Consider the following 21269-nt stretch of genomic DNA (forward strand, 5'->3'; position numbering starts at 1 on the left):
TAATTACTTGTCACGTGTCACTATATAGTGCGCCAAATCGCGAAGCGTCTGCGCCTTATCGCCATAGGGCTGAAGCGCCGCAGTAGCCTCTGCGAGGAGGGCTTGGGAGCGGGCCTTGGCCCCGGAAAGCCCGAGGAGAGACACGAACGTCGCCTTTCCTGCATCAGCGTCCTTGCGCAGAGCCTTCCCCGCAAGCGCCGCATCGCCTTCGACATCCAGAATGTCATCGGCAATCTGAAACGCGAGGCCAATGGCACGGGCATAAGCCCGCAACGGCGCGGGATCAGCGTGGCCAAGCACCGCGCCCGCAAGGGCGGGCCATTCGATCAGACGGCCCGTCTTGTTGGCTTGCAGATCGGTGATTTCTTCTAGCGTCAGAGGGCGTCCGGCAGTTTCCGCTGCAATATCTTGGGCTTGGCCCAAAACCATCCCCTGCGCGCCGCTCGCTTTCGCGAGGCTTGCGCACAAGGCCACCCGCTCCTCCGCCGTGCCGGCGTCCTCGCCGCTTATTAACTCGAACGCGAAGGTTTGCAGCGCATCGCCGGCCAATACGGCTGTCGCCTCGTTCCATTTCTTGTGAACCGTGGGTTGGCCCCGGCGCAGGTCGTCGTCGTCCATGCAGGGCAGATCATCGTGGACGAGGCTATAGGCGTGCAAGCATTCCACCGCCGCCGCCGCATATAGGGCACGCTCCTGCGGCACGTCAAAAAGCGCCGCGCTTTCCAACACCAGAAACCCACGAAGGCGCTTACCGCCACCTACGGCATAGCGCATGCCGCGGGCGATATCGTCATCGCCAAATTGCGCCATTTGCGCAGTCAGGAAGTCGCCAATGCGCGTTTGCGCATCGCTCAGGGCCGTCTCGAACACGCCTTACAGACCCTCAACCGGGGTCGCACCTTTGGGCTGGCCGTTGGCGTCCAATGTGATCTGCGCGACCTTTTCTTCGGCCTCTTTCAGCTTCGCTTCGCAGCGGGCCTTCAGGGCTGCACCACGTTCATAAAGCTTGATGGAATCTTCCAGCGCCACGTCGCCCCGATCCAGTTGGGTCACGACCTGCTCTAGCTCGCGGATCGCGTCTTCGAAGCTCATTTCCTCGATGGGTTTATCGGTCATCGTGGTCCTCCAACTCTGTCACATGGGCAAGCACGCCGTCGCCGAGCCCCTGAAGATCATACCCGCCCTCCAAAGTCGAGACGATGCGGCCTTCGCAAAGCTCTTCGGCAAGCGTCACCAGTTCCCGCGTGACCCAGGCAAAATCCTCATCCTCCCAATTCAGATTGGCGAGGGGATCACGGGTATGGGCATCAAACCCCGCAGAGATCAGGATCAACTCGGGGGCGAACTCACGCAGGCGCGGGAAAACATGACTCTCATAGCGTGACCGCATCGCTTGCCCATCTGATCCGGGGGGCAACGGCAGGTTCATCACATTGTCAGAGGCGCCCCGTTCATGGACCGCACCCGAACCGGGATAGAGCGGTATCTGATGAGAGGAAATGAACAGCGCCCGAGGTTCACCCCAAAGGATATCTTGGGTGCCGTTGCCGTGGTGAACGTCAAAATCAACCACAGCCACACGGGACAACCCATGGCGTTCCAGCGCGTGACGGGCGGCGATGGCGATATTGCCGAACAGGCAGAACCCCATGGCACGGGTCTTTTCGGCATGGTGACCGGGTGGGCGCGTGGCCACAAAGGCGCGCTTATGGGCACCGGACAGGACACGATCTACGGCCAGAAGACAGCCACCAACGCCGCGCATCGCGGCTTCCCACGTGCCCGGCGACGCACTGGTATCGGCGTCGATCTGAACCATCCCGGCCTCGGGCATCGCGTTGCGCAGGGCGTCAATGTAGCTTTGTGGGTGACACAGGGCGATGTCGTCTTCCGTGGCCAAGGGAGCCTCTACCCTGTCGGCCTCTACCTCGGCCAAAACGGCGAAAACAGTCTCTAACCGGGCGATACGCTCTGGATGGCCATCGGGCATCTCGTGCTGAAGGCCGCTGGGGTTGTTGATAATCAGCATCGGTTCACGGGAGTCCTGTTTTAATGCGCTACCGCCCTTCGGGCTACTTGAGCGCGGATTTTATGCGCTACCGCCCGTCGGGCTACTTGAGCGCGGTGATTTCCCACCGCCCAAGCCCGGTCAATCGGGCGAAAGCATGTAACCCGCGCCGCGCACGGTTTGCAGGTAGCGAGGCTGCTTTGGGTTCATTTCAATCTTGCGGCGCAGTCGCGTGATCTGCACATCGACAGCGCGTTCCTGCACTGGTTCTCCGCCGACCTTGTCCCGGTTCAGCAGGCTCACAAGCTCTCCGCGCGACAGGGCCTCGGTGGGCTGATGGGCGAAAATGCGCATCAGCGCTGCCTCGGTCGCAGTAAGTCGGACGGGATCTTTACCCTGCCACAACTCTCCACGTTCAATATCATATCGCACCGGCCCAAGGTGGAGGACTTGCGGCACCGTCGCATCTTCCACCGGGGCGGGCATCCGCCTCAGGATTGCATTGATGCGGAGCAACAGCTCTTTCGGCTCGAACGGCTTGGCAAGGTAGTCGTCGGCCCCTGCCTCCAACCCTTCGATCCGGTCGCCAGACTCTCCGTTGGCGGTAAGCAGAAGGATCGGTGTGGCCGCCGTCGTGCGAATATCACGACACAAGCTTAATCCATCTTCTCCGGGCATCATCACGTCCAGCACGATCATGTCAAAGCTCAACCCCGCCAAAAGCACCCTTGCTTGAGCGGCGTTGCGCGCGCCTGTAGCCATAAATCCGTTACGCATCAGGAACTTCTGAAGAAGCGTGCGAATACGCTCGTCGTCATCGACGATCAGAAGATGGGCGCCGATATCTGTCATTGGTTCTGTTCCACACCCTCAAGGTAGTGGCGGCGCATGTCCGGGTCCATCATCTCTTCCAAGACAGCGCGAAAACCTGACACGGCATCGGGGCCGGCGTTGCGAAAAGCCGCCCTTAACCGATTACGCTGCGCTTCACTCAAGGCGCGTTCCAGCGTTTCGCCCTCTGATGTCAGGAACAAGTGCCGCTCTCGCTTATCGCGGGTGCCCACGCGGGCCTCAACCAAACCATCCTCAATCAAGGCACGTAGAACCCGGTTCAGGGATTGCTTCGTCACCCCAAGGATCGACAGCAGGTTGTTCACCGTCGTTCCCGGCGTTCTGTTAATGAAATGGATCGCCCGGTGGTGAGCGCGGCCATAGCCACGCTCGGCCAGGATCATGTCAGGGTCGGCGGTAAACCCCCGATATGCAAAAAACATCGCTTCACTGCCACGGCGCAATTGTTCGTCGGTGAGGAATAGCAAACTATCCCCCCGCCCCATGGCTGCGCCTCGATCTGACATGACCCCCCCTTTCTTGTTTTTCCCAGTTTAAGTCAGCCTTGTTGACTTTCCAAGAATCAATTGCTAGCCAAACTGACGAATTGCGTAACTTTATGACCGAAACGGACCCATACCACGCAACTTTTGAAAACACCGCCTAGGATTTGGGCAACATTGAAGGACGAGACCAATGGCAGCATATGACGACAGGGACGGCGTGATCTGGATGGACGGCAAGCTCGTCGACTGGCGCTCTGCCAATGTCCACTTGATGAGCCACGCCTTGCATTACGCCTCCTCCGTGTTTGAGGGCGAGCGCGCCTATAACGGCAAGATCTTCGAAAGCCGCAAGCATTCCGAACGGTTGCGCTATTCCGCCTCTTGCCTCGATTTTGAAATCCCCTTCACGGTGGATGAAATTGAAGCGGCGAAATACGAGGTCATGAAGGCCAACAACCTGACCGACGCCTACATCCGTGCCGTCGCATGGCGCGGTGCGGGTGAAGACATGGGCGTCAGCTCGGCGCGCAACCCTGTCCGCTTTGCCATCGCCGCATGGGAATGGGGCAGCTACTACGGCGACGCGAAGATGAAGGGTGCGAAGCTTGATATTAGCAAGTGGAAGCGTCCCTCACCCGAGACGATCCCGGTCCACGCCAAGGCCGCGGGCCTCTATATGATCTGCACGACCTCCAAGCACGCGGCCGAAGCCAAAGGCTGCTCCGACGCGCTGTTCATGGACTACCGCAACTACGTGGCCGAAGCGACGGGGGCGAATATCTTCTTCGTCAAAGACGGAGAGGTGCATACCCCAACGGCGGACGTGTTCCTGAACGGCATCACCCGCCAGACGGTCATCGGGATGCTGCAAGAGAAGCAGATCAAGGTGCACGAACGCCACATCATGCCGGAAGAACTGGAAAGCTTCGAGCAGTGCTGGCTAACCGGCACCGCAGCCGAGGTGACGCCCGTGGGCAGCATCGCAGACTACAACTTCGAAGTCGGCGCTCTGACCCGTGACATCGCAGAGAGCTACGAGAAGCTCGTGCGGGCGTAAACTGCCACCCCAAGACATCGAAAGCCCCGCACCCAGCCGTGTGGGGCTTTTTCGTTTGAAGACCACCGCCCGGTCGGATCAATCTGTCCACACAATAATAATCCAGCGCAGGAGGCAAACAATGGGCGACAGGGCGAATGGCACATGCCTTTGCGGCGCGGTGCGCTTTCGTATCGACGGCGCGTTCGAGCATTTCTTCCTGTGCCATTGCACGCGGTGCCGGAAGGACAGCGGCTCGGCCCATTCAGCGAACCTCTTCTCCACCTCGGCACAGCTCGAATGGCTGGCGGGCGCAGATCTTGTTGCGGTCTTCCAACTGCCGGAAACGCGCCACGTCAGGGCTTTTTGCACCAGCTGCGGTTCGGGCATGCCTGTGGCGCAGGAGGGCCTTCTGTCAGTTCCCGCCGGCGCCCTCGATACAGAAGTCGCCCTGAGGCCCGAGGCGCATATCTGCACCGGCTCACGGGCTAGGTGGGACGATGCGTTGCACATGATACCCTGCATCGACGGGTTACCTGAGTGAGGTGGGCGGATGCAGCCTTTCCGCTAGGCCACGCAGGTTTTTCACGTGCCACCGCTTGACCGCAGCAGCACCAAACCCCACCATCTCTACATGGCAATCCAGTTCCAGCCCACCGGCGGCACCGTAACCCACAACCAAGTGGCCTTTCACCGCACCGAACTCGGCCCCATCCTCGGCCTCTACGGGCGCATGGTCGCCGCAGGCGAATGGCGTGATTACGGGATCAGCCACCTGCAAGACGTTGCCGTCTTCTCCATCTTCAAGCGCTCGGCTGAAAACCCGATCTACCGGATCGAGAAACGCCCAAAACTGCGCGAGAAACAGGGGCAATATGCTGTCATCGGCATGGACGGCCGCATCCTGAAGCGTGGCCACGACCTAAAGACCGTCCTTCGGGTCCTGGAGCGCAAAATGATCCGGGTCGTGGATTAAATCCACACCACCGCAATCGCGCTCCCTCCTTCATCTTGGCAAATACACCTCCCCCCGGAGGGTCGGCTTGCCGCAAACACCCTACCCCAGCGATAAGCGCTTACGCGATGTAATCGGGCCGTACTCATTGGCCTCAATCCGCGCGGCGGCGTCCTTCAACGGTTCATAGGCGGTGGACATATGGTGAGCGTTTGCGTGCAACAACATGCGGTCGCTCGCCATCATGCCCACATGGCCCTTCCAGAAAATCAGATCGCCGCGCTTCAACGCCTCATCGCTGGGGATATCCTCCCCCAGTGCCGCCTCTTGTTGGTCACTGTCTCTGGGGCAATCGACACCGCAGGCAATTAAACAGGCCTGCACCAAGCCGCTACAATCAATCCCCCATCGGCTGGTCCCCCCCCAAAGATAGGGCGTTCCCAGAAACAGATCCGCAATCCCCACCGGGTCCGAAAACCGGGCCTTAATCGGCATAAGATGTTGCGAGGGCATGAAATGCCCGGTGTGTATACGCTTATAGTCGCCGCTTTCCCCGGTCACTTTCACCTGACTTCCGAAATAAAGGCACACATCCGGCGAAACCTTCAAATCTGCTTTCGGATACAAATGCGTCGCGGGGGAGATCACCCAATGGGTCGCGGGTTCCGCTCCCGTCAGGGCCCCTTGCAAGATGTAGCCGACGTAGCCGTCCCGCTCGGACTGGCCGAAGGCGAAACCATCTTCGGTGTCGAGCACTAGAAAACGCTCCCCAAACACCAGCTGTGAGGCGCGTGCACCGCGGGGTTTGTCAGTCAGATTGGCAATGGGCTGCTGCACCATCATCCAACGCCCTTCCGAGTAACGCTCGGCCTCGACCGTTCCGTTCAAAGAGGTATGGGCAACGCGGCCATTGTAGGGGGTCGTACGGGGATCGCTCATTGGGACAGAACCTCGGGCAGGGCATTGAACAACGCGCGAATGCCTTGGCCGACACCACCTTTCGGACGGGCGGGGGCGTTGGTGCGTTGCCAACCGTAGATGTCAAAATGTGCAAACCGAGGCACGGGCGCGAAGCGTCGCAGGAACAGAGCTGCCGTGATCGCCCCCGCCATGCCCCCCGCCGGCGCATTGTCGAGGTCCGCAATACCCGGTTCGATCATCGGCTCATACGCGTCGTGAAATGGCAGACGCCAGCACGGGTCCGCGACAGCCGCGCTGGACGCTGAAAGCGCCAAGGCCAGTGGGTCATCATCGGTGAAGAACGGCGCGATATCGGGGCCAACAGCCACACGCGCCGCACCCGTTAGGGTCGCCATACAGATCAACAGATCCGGCGGCGTTTCGGACGCATAGGCCAGTGCATCCGCCAAAACCAAGCGCCCCTCGGCGTCGGTATTGTTAATCTCAACCGTCAGCCCGTTGCGGGCGGTAAATATATCACCGGGGCGGAAGGAATTGCCTGCCACGTTGTTCTCCACCGCAGGGATCAACACGCGCAGACGCACGCCCATGCCGCTCGCCATAATCATCCGGGCGAGACCCAAGACGTTGGCCGAACCGCCCATATCTTTCTTCATGATCCCCATCGACGCGCCGGGTTTCAGGTTCAACCCGCCGGTATCAAAGCAAACCCCCTTGCCTACCAAGGTCAGGGTGGGGCCAGTCCCGCCCCAAGTCATCTCGATCAGCCGCGGCGATATCGACGCGGCGCGGCCAACGGTGTGGATCAATGGGAAGTTCTGCTCTAGCAGCTGCGCCCCTTCAACGGTTCGCACATCGGCCCCAAATTCTACCCCTAGCGCGCGGACGGCCGCTTCCAAGGCATCGGGGCCCATATCTTCCGCTGGTGTGTTGATCAGGTCACGGGTCAGGGCCTCGGACTGCGCGATCATCAAGAGGCGATCGGCGTCAATCCCGTCGGGCGCAACAAGCCGAGACTTCGGGCGCGGCTGGCTGCGATAACGGTCAAAACGGTAGAGGGACAACAGATAGCCAAGGGCGATTTCTTCGCCCTGTCCATCGGGCAGTCCACTCAAGGCGTAGGTCGCTTCTGGCAAGGCGGCAATCGCTGCACCAACGGCAAAGCGTTTACGGGCCCGATCAGCGGCAGTTCCCGTCCCAATCAGGACGCCCGCCAACCCGTCGCCGGGCAGAACCAAGCTCTGCCCCAAAGCGCCTGTAAAACTATGAAACGCGGCCCATTGCGCCTGCGCTTCGGGCAATCCAGCCAAGGTAACTTCGCAAGCTTCTGGGCTCGTCAGCAGAATAGGAAGGGCCACCGAGCTGGCCTGAGCAAACATCATCGTCATAGGGAGCGCACCGTTGTTGAGTGCCTCTAGCCTATAGGTCAGAGCCTGCTCTGCAAGGCCAGATCAGCCGGAAAGATCCTCCAAATCCCAGACCGCGTGGATCGAGCGTTCCCCAACACGGTCCAGCCGCGCCATGGTTGCGGCCAAAGCGACCTCGTTCCCGGCGATGAAGGTCTCCAACACATCTTGCGCCACGCGCGCCAGCGTTGCCATCCCGATCAATTCCGCGTCTTTGCAAAGATGCTCTAACGCGACCACGAACTCCCGCCCGCTGCGGCGGCACGTGGCATATAGCGTCGGCAGCGCTTCCGAGATGCGATGCAGCGCAAGGGCGACTTCCGCCTCGGCACGGACCTCTCCGATTTTCAGGCAAAGTTCTTCAAGGCATTCAGGATTAAATCGCGCCGGTTCTTCGGGCGCAATTGTTGCGATCGTCGGGCACAGTTCGGCCCTGGCTGTCAGCAGCATTTCTCACTCCACTTCGTTCGCCCCCACCACAGGACGCCCATCATTGGGATATTGGGGAAAGGTATGCGCGCTTGTGCTGAAGAAGAGATTTACTCAACAGGCAAAAGCATCTCCAATTCGCGGCGAATGCAGGTTATGAAAGGAAGCCACACTAGCCAGAAGGTAGATCAATGCATCGCGTACACTCCCTGCCCGAATATTTGTTGGAGCGTTACAAGGACTGGAAGATTAACACCTTTCCAGAGCACAAGGATTGGTTCCGAAAATTGGCCGAAGAAGGCCAAAGCCCGCGCGCGATGGTCATTGCCTGCTGCGACAGCCGCGTGGCGATCAACTCCATCTTCGGGCAGCGCACCGGAGAACTATTCGTCCACCGCAACATCGCCAATCTGGTGCCGCCCTTCACGCCCGATGGCAACCATCACGGCACCGGCGCTGCGGTTGAGTTTGCTGTTAAGCACCTGAAGGTGAAGCATATCCTCGTGATGGGCCACTCCAATTGCGGTGGTGTAGCTGGATGTATTTCCATGTGCGAAGGCAACGCGCCCGAGTTTGATAAACAAGAAAGCCTGATCGGCCGTTGGTTGGACGTTCTACGCCCCGGCTTCGATGCAGTGGCCGATATCGAAGATCCCGAACACCGCCAAACCGCGTTGGAGAAAGAGGGCATCCACGTAAGTCTTCAGAACCTGCTTACCTATCCATTCGTGCAGGACGCCGTGGATGCGGGCACCATCACCCTGCACGGCCTATGGGCCGATATTGCTGATATGGAGCTCGAAACCGTTGATGGGAGCGTTGGCCATTTTAAGCCAGCCTAAGCGGAAGATTACCTTGGCTTCCGGCGCAGGTGCTGTGTTCGGGGGGCCAATAACCAAGTTTTTCCGAACGATTCGCCTGATCCGTGGTAGACTTTAGTGCGACTGCAAATGGGCGATAATCGGAGGACACCATGCGCTTGATCCGTAACATCCTGATTGGATTGGTGGCCCTTGTGGCCGTTGCAGCCATCGTGGGCATGTTCTTGCCCCGCTACGTCTCTGTTGAACGGGACGTGATTGTAGACGCCGCCCCCGAAGCTGTGTTCCCTCATGTGAATTCTCTGCAAGCCTTCTCGGAATGGTCCCCATGGGGCGACCTCGACCCGGAAATGGTGGTCACCTATTCGGGGCCCGAGGCGGGTGTCGGCAATGTGATGGTTTGGGAATCCGACCATCCCAACGTCGGCAACGGGCGGCAAGAAATCCTTGAGGTCGTGGAGAATGAAAGCGTGCGTACCGCGCTTGATTTCGGGGACATGGGCACGGCGGAAGCCTGGTGGCGGCTAACGCCAGAAGGCGATGGAACCCGCGTTGTATGGGGCCTGACCGCCGATATGGGCAGCGGCCCAGTAGGGCGCTGGTTTGGCCTGATGATGGACCAATGGGTCGGTGCCGATTACGAGCGCGGGTTAGAACGACTGCAAGCAACGGTCGAAGGCTAGGTTAACCTTCCATCAACTAGAATCGGCAAGACTTGGGTCATGGATATGACCGCGCCCCTTGTGATTGATCTACCACCGGAAATGCTGCACGCCCTGCGCCAAGGCGCACGGGCGGCGGGCGTGTCACCTGCTGATCACGCTGCTCGTCTGATTTCGAAAAGCCTACGTTTTGAGGCGGCGAGGACGCCCTTTCGGGCGGAGGAGCCGTCTGACCTCCTCGCGCCCCTCCGGGCGCTCCTCGCAGCTGATCTTTCGCAGGCCAAGGGATGGGCCGACTTGCAGGGCAGGCTTGCATCCCATGGCTACACTTTCCGCGAGAGGGGCGGCGGCTTGGCGCTTTATTCCACGGCCACTGCGACACGGATCTGTAAGGCGTCCTCCCTCGGGTGGTCCTATGCCGATCTGATCCGCCGCTTCGATGCGCCTTTTCCGGGCCATTCCCACACCCATGTAGCGCAGAGAGTTCTAAAACGCGCCGTTCCCAAGACACAAAATCACCCAAGCCTGTTTCCAGACTCGGGTGATTTTGCGGGCACCGATGACGATGACCTCATTTTGTTTGAGGATGAATAATCAGGGCCGCCAATCCAAAATCTGACCCTCGGGGAAAGTGAACTCCACTTCCATCTCAATCAACTGCTCCGCGCCGGGGGCCAATGTCAGATCCCAAGCGTGGACGCCGCGTTGATCGTCGATATCTTCCTCGGACGGACGCGGGCTAAGGGTGAGGTCGAGCTCCAAATCCTCTTGCTCGGCAAACGGTGTGGCATAGAGGATGCGCACGCTTTCCGCCTCGGTCCCCGTGTTTTCTACACCGAACGCGATCTGACGCGCTTGGGTGGAGGAGGTCACGAACAACCCTCGGTCCCCTTCGGCCAATGACCGATCAATCCACGTCAGTTGCAGATGATCGAGCGCCCCGAAAGCTATCTCGGCATCGGCCCCTGCGGGGATCAGCGGCAAGGCACCTTCGCCCATCAACGCACCGTCGCGATAGAACCGGGCCTCGCCGGGCAGAATCGGGGCGCCGCTGTCATTTTCGACCATCGCAATACGGAAGGCCGTTTCGTCCCATCGCGGCACTGCGCGGTTTTCCTGCTCGACGACCAGATCGACGGTATCGAACGCCAACAGAACCTCGCCCGTAGCTGATACGCTGATCGGCTCGGGGTAGGGGTAGGACACCGACAACCCTTCAAATGCGGCTGATACGGCAACCTCTTCGACCACCACGGCAGGGGCGCCAGCGGAAAAGCCTGTCACCATAGGCGCAGGCATGGGGATCGAATCTGCGATTTCCATCGAGCGGCTGAGGGCCCCGCTTTGCACAATGACAGGTTCCTGTAACCGCGCTGGACGAGAGACCAGCGCAGAGGGTTCCCGCGCCCTGTCCGGTGTCGCGGTGGAGAATACCACGTCCACGTCCTGCCAACGGGCGGGCCCGTAGGTTTGCAAGGTCACGAAACGATCAATCGCCAAGGTGCTGTCCTCTGTATCGAGGTCCAGCTCATAGCTTGGCCGCCAACCCGCGTTGGGGGTGAAGTATTCCAACACAACGTCAATATCGGTGTCCTCTGCGGCGACGACATCTACCGAGATCGCGTTGATCTGCTGGCCGAATGGGGACAGCACTTGCAGGGCGCGGGCGGCGTCGGAATAGGCGCGCTGCGCGTCGGTGAGCGCCTCCACCAAATCTCGGCGTGCGACTTGGGCGTCAAGCGCCTCGGCGGCCAACCGCGCCGTTTCAGCGCCTAAGGTGGACAGGAACAATGCCACCTGCGCGGGGTCGTCGGGCATCGCAACGCCGCTTTCCCCACCACGCAGGATGGCGGCGATGTAGCCCTGTTGCGTTTCAATCGCGCGTAGCTCGGCATCGGCTTGGGTTAGCGCGTCTTGCGCCTCGGCCATGGCGTCTTCCGCCGCTTCAACGGCCTCACGGGCAGTGGCTTGGGCGGCGGTATCCAGCGCCCCTTCTGCGATTGGGTGGTTATAAAGCGGCGTTGGCGGCCCAAAACGCACGCCATCGGTGCCAGCAATCTGCGGCAGCGAAATGGCATCCAGATCAGGCACCGCGATCAGTAGCCGATGGCGTCCGGCAGGGATCACTGCCGTGCCAGCCCGCGACACCTCTGCGCCCGAGCCGAAGACTGTCGCCTCGGCCAGATCGGCACGGATCACGATATCATCGGCATGGGCCGCGAATGGGAGAGCCGCGCAAAGCGCGGTCGTCAGAAGAATACGTTTCATCAAAATGGTCCTCATGTAGCGAAGCGCTCGGACTGGAAGTCAGTCCTTTAATAACGAGATGGGTGGACGTAGGGGACGCCCTTGCAGGATGAGTCACAGCCAATCTCACTCAGGAACGCCGCCCCTGCCAAGGGCGGAAAACCCGACCGATCCCGGCCAGTTCTACAAAGTAAGACGCAGGCCGAAGGGGTTTCCTTGGGCCTGCGTCAAAAATTTTGTCGATGTCAGTCTAAACGGCTGAAGGCGTTAGCCTTTTTTCAGCACCCGGTTGCCCAGAGTTTCGGCAATCTGCACCGCGTTCAGGGCCGCACCTTTGCGCAGATTGTCGGATACACACCACAGGTTCAGGCCGTTTTCGATCGTCACGTCCTGACGGATACGGCTAACGAACGTGGCGAAATCACCGACACATTCGATCGGCGTGACATAGCCGCCGTCTTCGCGCTTATCGACAACCATGATGCCGGGGGCTTCGCGCAGGATATCGCGGGCCTCATCTTCGTCGAGGAACTCTTCAAACTCGATGTTAATCGACTCGGAATGGCCAACGAAAACCGGGACTCGCACACAGGTGGCCGTGACTTTGATGGCGGGATCGACGATTTTCTTCGTCTCGGCCACCATCTTCCATTCTTCTTTCGTATCGCCGCTGTCCATGAAGACATCAATGTGCGGGATCACGTTGAAGGCGATCTGCTTGGGGTAAACCTCAGGGGCGACCTCTTGGCCGGGCACGTAGATGCCTTTGGTTTGCTTCCACAGCTCATCAATCGCCTCTTTGCCAGAGCCGGAGACAGACTGGTACGTGCTAACCACAACGCGCTTGATCTTGGCGCGGTCATGCAGGGGCTTCAGAGCCACAACCATCTGCGCGGTAGAGCAGTTGGGGTTCGCGATGATGTTCTTCTTGGCATAATCATGAACCGCCTCGGGATTCACTTCTGGCACCACCAGCGGCACGTCAGGATCGTAGCGATAGAGCGACGAGTTATCGATCACGATACAGCCCGACTTGGCGGCGATGGGCGCGTATTTCTTCGTGGCTTCCGAACCCACGGCAAAAAGCGCAATGTCCCAGCCGGTGAAGTCGAACGTGTCGAGGTCTTTTGTCTTCAGGGTCTTGTCGCCAAAAGAGCATTCCGTCCCGATAGATTTACGAGAGGCCAGCGCCTCGATCGCATCAATCGGAAACTGGCGCTCGTCCAGAATGTTCAGCATTTCGCGGCCCACGTTTCCGGTGGCGCCCACAACGACGACTTTATAACCCATTGCCTTAATCCTTTGGTTGGATGTTGCGGCACATAATGGATGCCTAAACTCAAGGGAAGGGTGCTTGGAGTGAAGTTTACTGAACGGTTGCATCATTGCCCGTGATTTGGCCCGATGTTCACAAAGCTTGACTTAACGGGCTATCTGCCCCATCTGCTCCCTACGGATGCTGCACTGCCGCGTGAGCAGTCGCCTACGCCCTTCGCGGGAAACGGGCCCACAGCACCGATATACTTTTCCAAGACCCCCATCACGCAGGGCTCTGACGATCGGCGGATGAGCCGCCCGGTCGCACCCTAGCCGCGCCACAGTTCTGTGGTGCATTCCGCGCGTGCCTTTCGGTGCGCGTTACGAAGGATACGATTTGTTCGATTTTGATATGCTCGGCTTGAAGCCGATCCTTGCGAAGACACTGAAAGAAGCTGGCTTTAAAGAGCCTACGCCAATCCAAAACCAGGCCATCCCAATCGCCCTGGATGGTCACGACATCATGGGCCTTGCCCAAACCGGCACCGGCAAGACGCTGGCCTTTGGCCTTCCGTTGATGGAGCATCTTCTGTCTCTGCACGGCAAGCCCGAGCCTAAAACGGCCCGCGCCCTGATCCTTGCCCCGACGCGAGAGCTGGTGAACCAGATCGCCGACAACCTGCGCGTGTTCTCCAACAGCACACCGGTGAAGATCACGACCGTTGTGGGGGGGCAAAGCATTGGCCGCCAGATCAGCGTTCTGTCGCGCGGCACCGATATTCTTGTCGCCACACCCGGCCGCCTGATGGACCTGATGGACCGTCGCGCGATTGATCTTTCGACCGTGAAGCACCTTGTGCTGGATGAAGCGGATCAGATGCTCGACATGGGGTTCATCCATGCCCTGCGCAAAATCGCGCCTGCCTTGGGTACGCCGCGCCAGACCATGCTGTTTTCGGCCACCATGCCCAAGCAGATGGAAGAGCTTGCCGGCGCTTACCTGAACAACCCCAAACGGGTTCAGGTCTCGCCTCCCGGCAAGGCGGCGGACAAGGTCACGCAGTCGGTGCACTTCATGCCCAAACCCGCGAAACCTGCAAAGCTGCGTGAGGTTCTAAACCAAGACCCCGATGCGCTGGTACTGGTCTTCGGTCGCACCAAGCATGGCTGTGAAAAGCTGATGAAGGGCCTTGTGGCCGACGGCTACAACGCCGCCTCCATCCACGGCAACAAAAGCCAAGGTCAGCGCGACCGCGCGATCAAGGCGTTCCGCGACGGTCAGATCAAGATCCTTGTGGCGACCGATGTGGCCGCACGCGGCATCGACATCCCCGGCGTCGCCTATGTGATTAACTATGAGTTGCCCGACACGCCTGATAACTATGTCCACCGCATTGGCCGGACCGCCCGTGCCGGTCGTGAGGGTGAAGCGATTGCGTTCTGTTCTGCCGAAGAAGTCGATCTGTTGGTGCAGATTGAGAAACTGATGAAGATCACGATCCCAGTAGCCTCTGGCACACGGCCCGAAGCGGTGAAGGTTGAGAAACCTCAGCGTGGTGGGCGTCGTCGTGGCGGCGGCGGTGGTGGTCGTCCCGGGGGCGGGGGCGGCGGCGGTCGCAAGCCTCAGGGCAAAAGCGGCGGCGGCAATGGTGGCGGTGGTGGTAATGGCCAAGCCCGCAAACCTCGGCGTCCCCGCCGCAGTAAAGCGGCCTAAACGGTCGCGCCGCAGTAAAGCGGTCTAATCAGGCCGTTCTTTAGAAAACGCGTAGGCGGCGAGCCCCACAAGGATCGCCGCCGCAAAAATCGCAAACAACGCACCATAGGCTGCGTTTGCGCCCATGGTGGTGCTTAACCCGCCGTGGATCGGGCCTGAGGCGAACTGAATAACGCCCGCGCCCCCAATTCCGAACAGGTTCATCAAACTTACGCCACGCCCTGTCAGGTGATGGGGCAGAAACTCGCGCCCATGGGCCATGACTGCTGGATAAGACGCGCCAAAGGTGCCGATGGCCACGAAAAGCATCACGGAAATAGCAAAGCTTGCGGGCGGAAGCACGAAGAACGAAAGGCATAGCAAGGCAACGGCCGCGTTCCCCGCCAAGATCGTCAACTTGCGACTGGCAAAGAGCCGATCTGCGAAACCGTACAGGAAATTGCCCGCCACCATCGCCAGACCCATCGCCAATGTGGCGACCCCGATCTGTTGCAGCGTGGCCCCGAAAACATCGCTGACATAGGGGCTGATCCATAGCCCTCGGATACCCGCCGTGGGCGCATAGCACACCAGCATCCCCACATAGACCGGCCAAAGGGCACGAATGCGCAGAAGTTGCAGGAAGCTACCCTTCGCCTCTCCTTCAGGTTTGGCCGGGTCGCGTACGAAGGCCAGCACACCAAGGGCGATAGCGCCGGTGAATGCCGCCGCGATCCACAGGGTTTCGCGCCAGCCAAGGGCCTCGACCACCCAAGCCAGCGGCGCGGCAGATAACAGGTTCCCGAGGGAGCTGACCCCAACCGTGACGCCCGCCAAGGTGCCGAACATCGCGGCAGAGAAGGTGCGGGCGAAAATGTAGTAGGTCGCCATCAACACGGGTGAGCAGCCGATGCCGATCAGACCCATTGCCAGAATGATCCCGCCCGGACCCTGCGCCAAGGCAAACACAACGCAACCGCCCGCCGCCCCAAGCAGGAAAAGGCTGGCGGCAGTTCTGCGCGGCCCAAGGGTATCCAGCGCCCACCCGACAGGCAGCTGCATCACGGCAAACGTCGCGAACCAAAGGCCCGAGGCCGTCGCGAGATTCTCGGTCGTCATGCCAAGTTCGCCCCGAAGCACCGGGGCCAAGACCGCCAGAAAAGCGCGGAAAAATTGGCTGAGGCAGTAGGCGACGATCAAAAAAGACAAGCCTGCGCGCATGGTTAGCTTCCTCCCTTGCACCACTCGTCGGGACCTTACGCTCCCTCCTCGCAGCCGCAAGGGGGCGCGTTTCCGATTGTTTTGGTCGGATAAACCTTGACGGGGCAGGTTGTCTTCGGTTCAAAGCCTCTGACTGTTTTAGTCAGATTAACTAGGGAGCCTCTAATGACTCGCACACTGACCGCCCTTTTGGGCACCACGATCTTCATGTCCACGGCTTTGGCCGCTCAGGCGCAAGAGTTGAACCTCTATTCCTCGCGCCACTACGAGACCGACGAACGCCTTTATTCCGACTTCACTGAACTGACCGGCATCACCATCAACCGCATCGAAGGCAACGCCGACGAGCTGATCGCGCGGATGTCGGCTGAGGGTGCGAACTCTCCTGCTGATGTGTTCCTGACGGTTGATACATCGCGCTTGCAACGGGCCGCCGACATGGGCGTACTTCAGGCGATTGAAAGCGATGTGCTGGCCGAGCGTATTCCCGCTAACCTGCGCGACGACGACAACATGTGGTTTGGCTTCTCGCAGCGGGCCCGGATCATCTTCTACGATACCGAGCGTGTCGAAAACCCGCCCCTTAACTACCTTGATCTCGCCGATCCTGCCTATGAAGGCCTGATCTGCATCCGGTCTTCTACCAACACCTACAACCAGACGCTTCTGGCCTCTCTCATCGAGAACCACGGCGAAGAAGCAGCCCGCGATTGGGCCGAGGGCGTTGTGGCCAACATGGCGCGCGACCCACAGGGCGGCGATACCGACCAGCTGCGCGGCTTGGTTTCCGGCGAGTGCGGCATCTCAGTCTCAAACACCTATTACATGGCGCGTTCCATCCGCCGTGATGTGGAAGGCCTGAGCGCGGAAGACCGTGAAAACATCGGTTGGGTTTTCCCTGACCAAGGTGGCAACGGCGCCCACGTGAACCTGTCCGGCGGCGGTGTGGCGGCGAATGCGCCGCATCTGGATGCAGCAATTGCGTTTATGGAATACCTCGCCTCTGACCAAGCGCAGGAATACTTCAGCGCCGGCAACGACGAATACCCCGTTGTGGAAGGCGTGGCGATTGCGGCCTCGGCACAGGAATTGGGCGAGTTTGAAGCCGACGACGTGAGCCTTGCAGCAGTGGCGGGTAACCTGCCCCTTGCTCAGCAGATCTTCAACGAGGCGGGCTGGGAATAATCCCTTTCTGCCCTCATTGAATGCACAACCGAAAGGCGCCCCTAACCGGGCGCCTTTTGCGTTTGTAACCGCTCAGTCCAAAGCATCACCGGCACCAACACCACCGATAGCGCAAGGCACCAAACGCCTTGGGTTACACCCTGTTCCGGATAGGTGACGCCTTGGTCAATGAACCAACCGGTGATCCCCGGCCCAATGGCGGTGGAAAACACCATGACCGCAGTCGCGATGGAGCGGACAGAACCAAGGTGATTGGTGCCGAACAAGGTGGGCAATAACGTGCCCGACAACGCCGCCACCGTCCCTTGGGTCACCCCTACCAGAGCCAAGGCCACGACCCAGCCAAACGGCGTTTCCGAAGGGCCGATCAGGAACATGCCAAGGCCCATGGGCACCAAGGCAATCGGCATTAACCGCGCCGGTCCGAACCTGTCCGAGGCCCACCCTGCCACAAGCCCCATCGTGACGCTGGCCGCCGCATAGACCGCGTAGCTCGGGGCCATGGCGGTCAGGGTCCAGCCCTTGACCTCGGCCACGTGAACGGCGTGGAAGAAAACGACGGTGCCGATGAAACCCGGCGTCAGAAGCAGGGGCACGAGGGCGTAGAACAGTGGATGGCGCAGCACCTCGCCGCGGGTCCAATGCTTGCCGAAAATTCCCGGCGCGCCTTGGCCTCCGTTTGATCCGGCGGGGGCACGATCTTGGGCCAGAAGCCATATTAGCGCGGGGATCAAGGCCAGCGCAATGACCGCCGCCGCGACGCCCCAGGTGGCCCGCCAACCGATGCCCGCGATAATCAGGATGGTGACAATCGGAAGCGTTGCCTCGCCCAGAGGATAGCCAAGGTTCGTCAGCCCCATGGCGCGGCCCCGTGTCGCCACAAACCACCGCGCCATGGCGGTGGCCTTCATATGGGTCATCATACCCTGGCCGCAAAAACGCAGCAGAAAGACCGAGATTAGCAGCACCCAAACCGAAGAGCCGAGGGCCATCAAAACGCAGGCGAGCGCCAAGAAGCTGGTCACAATCAACGCCAGACGCGACAGCGGCACGGTGTCAGCACGCCCGCCGAACAGGATCAGCAAGCAGGCCGAAGACACTGTGGCAATCGTGTAGATGCCACCCCACTGCCCATCCGTCAGCCCGTAGGCCAGCCGTATTTCACCCGCAAAGATCGAGATGAAATAGGTCTGCCCAAACGATGATCCGAAACTGAGAAGCAGCCCGGTGGCAAGCCACCGGGCGTTCTCTCGGACGAAGCTCAAAGAAGGGTCCGTTCAACCACCCACCATGCGCCGATCGCGGCGATTACCAAGGACGCCGGGATCACGATAACGGTGCGATACCAGTCCTTTTTCATGAACCAGCCGACCAAAGCGAAGGCGATGGCGATGACGGCCAATTGGCCCAGTTCCACGCCGATGTTGAAGCCAATGAGCGCCTCGATGAACCGACCCGAGGCGATGCCGAAATCACCCAGAACGCTGGCGAAGCCCAAGCCGTGTAAAAGGCCGAAGCCGAAGACAAAAATCGTGCGCCATTTGGTGTTGCCGATCCCAAGGATGTTTTCCACCGCGACATAGACAATGGAAGCGGCGATCAGCGGCTCCACCACGCTACCGGGGATAGAGACGACGCCGGTGGCCGCCAAAGCCAACGTGATCGTATGGGCCACCGTGAAGGCCGTGACCTGCAACAACAGGGGGCGCATCTGAGTGGCAAAAAAGAACAGTCCAAGCACGAACAGGATGTGATCGAGGCCCTTGGGGATGATGTGATCGAAACCGGACACAACGTAACGCACAAAGACCTCCATCGCGCCTTCCGTCAGGATTTCTGCGCGGGGCAGTTCTGGCGTTAGCTCTCCGCCATCAAGGAAGCCCTCGTAAGCATCGTCCCCGCCGCCCACTTGGCGCGGAACGAACGTGCCAAACTGCGGCGACAAACCGACCTGCACCCCTGCATCGCCTTCGGGCAAAGTCGCGCCCACGGTCAGCAAAGAGTCACGAGGAAGCTCTGGGTCGCCTACTTCGGGGATTTGCACGGCGATGATCTGCGGCTCCAGCCGTTCTCCATCCACCTCAATGATGAAACCAAGCGCGATACGGTCCCATGCCTCGCGCAGCTCTGCTTCAAGTTCTGCCGGGCCCATTTCCCGCAACCGGTCGTAGATTGCGGCCTCTGGGGCGGCGTCGGTGTCTTCCACCGCGCTGACGTCGATGCCGGCGATCAACGCCTCTAGCGTCGCGCGTAGGGACATGGTGACTTCTGTCTCGCCCACTTCGATATCTGCGATGGTTGGGCGTATCTCATGCGCCCAAGCTGGCAGAACCGTGAAGACAAGCGCCATTGACAGCGCGATGCGCCGCACCATGGTTAAACCAATCATATTAAAGGACCCTCTTAATGAAACCCGTGTATCTGTTCGCAACAATTGCGGCTCTGGCCGTCCCCGGCAAGGGCATCGCTCACGAATTTTGGATCGACCCGCAGGATTTCACGGTCGAAATTGGGGAGACGCTGTTGGCAGATCTTCGGGTCGGGCAAGAGTTTTCAGGTGCCGCGATGAGCTTTCTGCCCCGAAATTTTGACCGTTTCGAGGTGTTGAACGGGGGCCAAGCGCTACAGCCCGAAGGCCGCTTCGGGGATATTCCCGCATTACAGATGGGCGATCTGTCCGATGGCCTTGCTGTTATCGTGCACCAGACAACAGCCAACCAGCTTACGTGGTCCACGTGGGAACGGTTCCTGAACTTCGCGATCCACAAGGACTTGGGCGATGTCACCGCGATGCACGCCACGCGCGGCCTTAGCCAGGAAAACGTGACTGAGGATTACATCCGCTACGCCAAATCCCTGGTCGCCATCGGCGAAGGTGCGGGCGCAGATAGCCGTGTGGGAATGCGCACGGAACTGGTGGCATTGGCCAATCCCTATACCGACGATATCTCTGCCGGGATGCCGATGCAGCTTTGGTACGATGACGCATTGCAGGCGGATTATCAGGTCGAACTGTTTGCCGAAGATGCCGAGGGCGAGGTGACGATTACCTATCATCGCACCGATGCCGATGGCGTGGTACTTCTGCCGGTTGAACCGGGCATGAGCTACATGGCCGATGCGGTGTTTCTGGAAGCGGTCGAACCCGCCGAGGAAGGCGATGCCATTTGGGTGACCCATTGGGCGAATATGACGTTCTCTACCGCACCTTAAGCCACAGCAGGCCCTTTAACGGCGGGCCAACTCCCGCCCTACGCCTTGCCCTACCCGGGGCAAGGCGCTAATCCGTCCTTTGAACGAAGGAGAGCGCCCATGGACAAGTTCACCAAACTGACTGGCATCGCAGCACCTATGCCGCTGATCAATGTCGATACCGACATGATTATTCCCAAGCAATTCCTGAAAACGATCAAGCGTTCGGGCCTTGGGGTGAACCTGTTTGACGAGATGCGCTTTGACGACGAGGGCAAGGAAATCCCTGATTTCGTGCTGAACAAACCCGCCTACCGTGAAGCCCAAATCCTTGTGGCGGGCGACAACTTTGGCTGCGGCTCGTCCCGCGAACACGCGCCTTGGGCGTTGCTGGATTTCGGCATCCGCTGTGTGATCGCGCCGTCGTTCGCCGATATTTTTTACAACAATTGCTTCAAGAACGGCATTTTGCCGATCGTTCTGCCGCAAGAGCAGGTCGATATGCTGATGGACGACGCCGATCGGGGTGCTAACGCTGTGGTTTCTGTTGATCTGGAAAGCCAGACAATCACCGGTCCCGATGGCGGCTCGATCAGCTTCGAAGTTGACGCATTCCGCAAGCATTGCTTGATGAACGGCCTCGATGACATCGGTTTGACGATGGAGAAAGCCCCCTCCATCAAAGCGTTTGAGGCCGAGGCAGCGCAGGCGCGTCCTTGGGTCTAAACCCATCCAATCTAGAATCGCTGTGATGCAAAACTGTGACATCTCAGCCTCTTAAACGGCGTCCTTCACGCGAAAGGGCGCCGTTTTGCATTGCGGCATCGGACCAAATTGGGCACAATTGTGTCAAAATAGTGCTCATGCTGGGTGCGATGGAACAAATTCACATGAAATTG

23 protein-coding genes are annotated in these 21269 nt (G+C 59.8%); 10 read left to right on the forward strand and 13 right to left on the reverse strand.

The window, feature by feature from the left end:
- Positions 1-3: 3 nt before the first annotated feature.
- The 5 genes from K3728_00410 to K3728_00430 form a co-directional block, all read right to left on the reverse strand.
- A complete protein-coding gene (locus K3728_00410) occupies positions 4-810 on the reverse strand; it encodes a polyprenyl synthetase family protein (protein ID UWQ97397.1) in 807 nt (268 codons plus the stop codon).
- A gap of 63 nt (positions 811-873) precedes the next feature.
- Positions 874-1116: an exodeoxyribonuclease VII small subunit gene (locus tag K3728_00415; GenBank protein ID UWQ95743.1), complete on the reverse strand. Its 243-nt coding sequence runs from the start codon at positions 1114-1116 to the stop codon at positions 874-876.
- Complete coding sequence (locus tag K3728_00420; protein ID UWQ95744.1) at positions 1106-2029, reverse strand: histone deacetylase family protein; 924 nt, start codon at positions 2027-2029, stop codon at positions 1106-1108. The genes K3728_00415 and K3728_00420 overlap by 11 nt, the downstream gene beginning before the upstream one ends.
- Before the next feature lie 120 nt (positions 2030-2149).
- Positions 2150-2860 carry a response regulator gene (locus K3728_00425; protein ID UWQ95745.1) on the reverse strand — a complete coding sequence of 237 codons (711 nt, stop codon included), beginning with the start codon at positions 2858-2860 and terminating at the stop codon, positions 2150-2152.
- The gene (locus tag K3728_00430) at positions 2857-3366 is read right to left on the reverse strand and encodes a MarR family transcriptional regulator (GenBank protein ID UWQ95746.1); all 510 of its coding nucleotides are present in this window, start codon (positions 3364-3366) and stop codon (positions 2857-2859) included. Before K3728_00430 ends, K3728_00425 begins: the two co-directional genes overlap by 4 nt.
- A 169-nt stretch (positions 3367-3535) precedes the next feature.
- Between K3728_00430 and K3728_00435 the strand changes: the two genes are divergently transcribed.
- From K3728_00435 to K3728_00445, 3 genes are all read left to right on the forward strand, one after another.
- Positions 3536-4402, forward strand: coding sequence for a branched-chain amino acid aminotransferase (locus tag K3728_00435; GenBank protein UWQ95747.1), 867 nt, complete (start codon positions 3536-3538; stop codon positions 4400-4402).
- Positions 4403-4523: 121 nt separating this feature from the next.
- Positions 4524-4925 carry a GFA family protein gene (locus K3728_00440; protein UWQ95748.1) on the forward strand — a complete coding sequence of 134 codons (402 nt, stop codon included), beginning with the start codon at positions 4524-4526 and terminating at the stop codon, positions 4923-4925.
- A gap of 90 nt (positions 4926-5015) precedes the next feature.
- A complete protein-coding gene (locus K3728_00445; protein ID UWQ95749.1) occupies positions 5016-5357 on the forward strand; it encodes a DUF2794 domain-containing protein in 342 nt (113 codons plus the stop codon).
- A gap of 81 nt (positions 5358-5438) precedes the next feature.
- Here the strand turns inward: K3728_00445 and K3728_00450 are convergent, their stop codons facing one another.
- The 3 genes from K3728_00450 to K3728_00460 form a co-directional block, all read right to left on the reverse strand.
- Positions 5439-6275, reverse strand: coding sequence for a C40 family peptidase (locus K3728_00450; GenBank protein ID UWQ95750.1), 837 nt, complete (start codon positions 6273-6275; stop codon positions 5439-5441).
- On the reverse strand, positions 6272-7645 hold the full coding sequence (locus K3728_00455) for a leucyl aminopeptidase family protein (GenBank protein ID UWQ95751.1): 1374 nt from the start codon (positions 7643-7645) through the stop codon (positions 6272-6274). The genes K3728_00450 and K3728_00455 overlap by 4 nt, the downstream gene beginning before the upstream one ends.
- Before the next feature lie 63 nt (positions 7646-7708).
- Positions 7709-8113, reverse strand: coding sequence for a hypothetical protein (locus tag K3728_00460; GenBank protein ID UWQ95752.1), 405 nt, complete (start codon positions 8111-8113; stop codon positions 7709-7711).
- 170 nt (positions 8114-8283) lie between these two features.
- Between K3728_00460 and K3728_00465 the strand changes: the two genes are divergently transcribed.
- The 3 genes from K3728_00465 to K3728_00475 all read left to right on the forward strand — a co-directional run bounded on the left by K3728_00465 (position 8284) and on the right by K3728_00475 (position 10169).
- Positions 8284-8934, forward strand: coding sequence for a carbonic anhydrase (locus K3728_00465; protein ID UWQ95753.1), 651 nt, complete (start codon positions 8284-8286; stop codon positions 8932-8934).
- A 131-nt stretch (positions 8935-9065) separates the two neighbouring features.
- Complete coding sequence (locus tag K3728_00470; GenBank protein UWQ95754.1) at positions 9066-9596, forward strand: SRPBCC family protein; 531 nt, start codon at positions 9066-9068, stop codon at positions 9594-9596.
- 45 nt (positions 9597-9641) lie between these two features.
- Complete coding sequence (locus K3728_00475) at positions 9642-10169, forward strand: hypothetical protein (GenBank protein ID UWQ95755.1); 528 nt, start codon at positions 9642-9644, stop codon at positions 10167-10169.
- Here K3728_00475 and K3728_00480 read toward each other — a convergent pair whose 3' ends face one another.
- Both K3728_00480 and K3728_00485 read right to left on the reverse strand, forming a co-directional pair.
- On the reverse strand, positions 10170-11843 hold the full coding sequence (locus tag K3728_00480; protein ID UWQ95756.1) for a DUF4139 domain-containing protein: 1674 nt from the start codon (positions 11841-11843) through the stop codon (positions 10170-10172). It abuts the gene before it with no gap.
- A gap of 246 nt (positions 11844-12089) precedes the next feature.
- Positions 12090-13112 carry an aspartate-semialdehyde dehydrogenase gene (locus tag K3728_00485; protein UWQ95757.1) on the reverse strand — a complete coding sequence of 341 codons (1023 nt, stop codon included), beginning with the start codon at positions 13110-13112 and terminating at the stop codon, positions 12090-12092.
- A 364-nt stretch (positions 13113-13476) separates the two neighbouring features.
- On the opposite strand from K3728_00485, the gene K3728_00490 reads away from it, so the two are divergent.
- Positions 13477-14793 (forward strand): DEAD/DEAH box helicase, encoded by a 1317-nt coding sequence (locus tag K3728_00490; GenBank protein ID UWQ95758.1) that lies wholly within the window; start codon positions 13477-13479, stop codon positions 14791-14793.
- A 24-nt stretch (positions 14794-14817) separates the two neighbouring features.
- On the opposite strand, the gene K3728_00495 is transcribed toward K3728_00490, so the two are convergent.
- On the reverse strand, positions 14818-15993 hold the full coding sequence (locus K3728_00495) for an MFS transporter (GenBank protein UWQ95759.1): 1176 nt from the start codon (positions 15991-15993) through the stop codon (positions 14818-14820).
- Positions 15994-16158: 165 nt separating this feature from the next.
- Here K3728_00495 and K3728_00500 point away from each other — a divergent pair, with 165 nt between their 5' ends.
- Positions 16159-17178 (forward strand): extracellular solute-binding protein, encoded by a 1020-nt coding sequence (locus K3728_00500; GenBank protein UWQ95760.1) that lies wholly within the window; start codon positions 16159-16161, stop codon positions 17176-17178.
- Between the two features lie 41 nt (positions 17179-17219).
- Here K3728_00500 and K3728_00505 read toward each other — a convergent pair whose 3' ends face one another.
- Entirely contained in the window at positions 17220-18443 is a 1224-nt protein-coding gene (locus K3728_00505) for an MFS transporter (protein UWQ95761.1), read from the reverse strand.
- On the reverse strand, positions 18440-19567 hold the full coding sequence (locus K3728_00510; protein UWQ95762.1) for a HupE/UreJ family protein: 1128 nt from the start codon (positions 19565-19567) through the stop codon (positions 18440-18442). The genes K3728_00505 and K3728_00510 overlap by 4 nt, the downstream gene beginning before the upstream one ends.
- A 17-nt stretch (positions 19568-19584) precedes the next feature.
- Between K3728_00510 and K3728_00515 the strand changes: the two genes are divergently transcribed.
- Positions 19585-20391, forward strand: coding sequence for a DUF4198 domain-containing protein (locus K3728_00515; GenBank protein ID UWQ95763.1), 807 nt, complete (start codon positions 19585-19587; stop codon positions 20389-20391).
- 99 nt (positions 20392-20490) lie between these two features.
- Complete coding sequence (leuD, locus tag K3728_00520) at positions 20491-21096, forward strand: 3-isopropylmalate dehydratase small subunit (GenBank protein UWQ95764.1); 606 nt, start codon at positions 20491-20493, stop codon at positions 21094-21096.
- The last annotated feature ends 173 nt before the right edge of the window (positions 21097-21269 follow it).

This window comes from Rhodobacteraceae bacterium M385 (genome assembly GCA_025141835.1).
Lineage (GTDB): Bacteria > Pseudomonadota > Alphaproteobacteria > Rhodobacterales > Rhodobacteraceae > Gymnodinialimonas.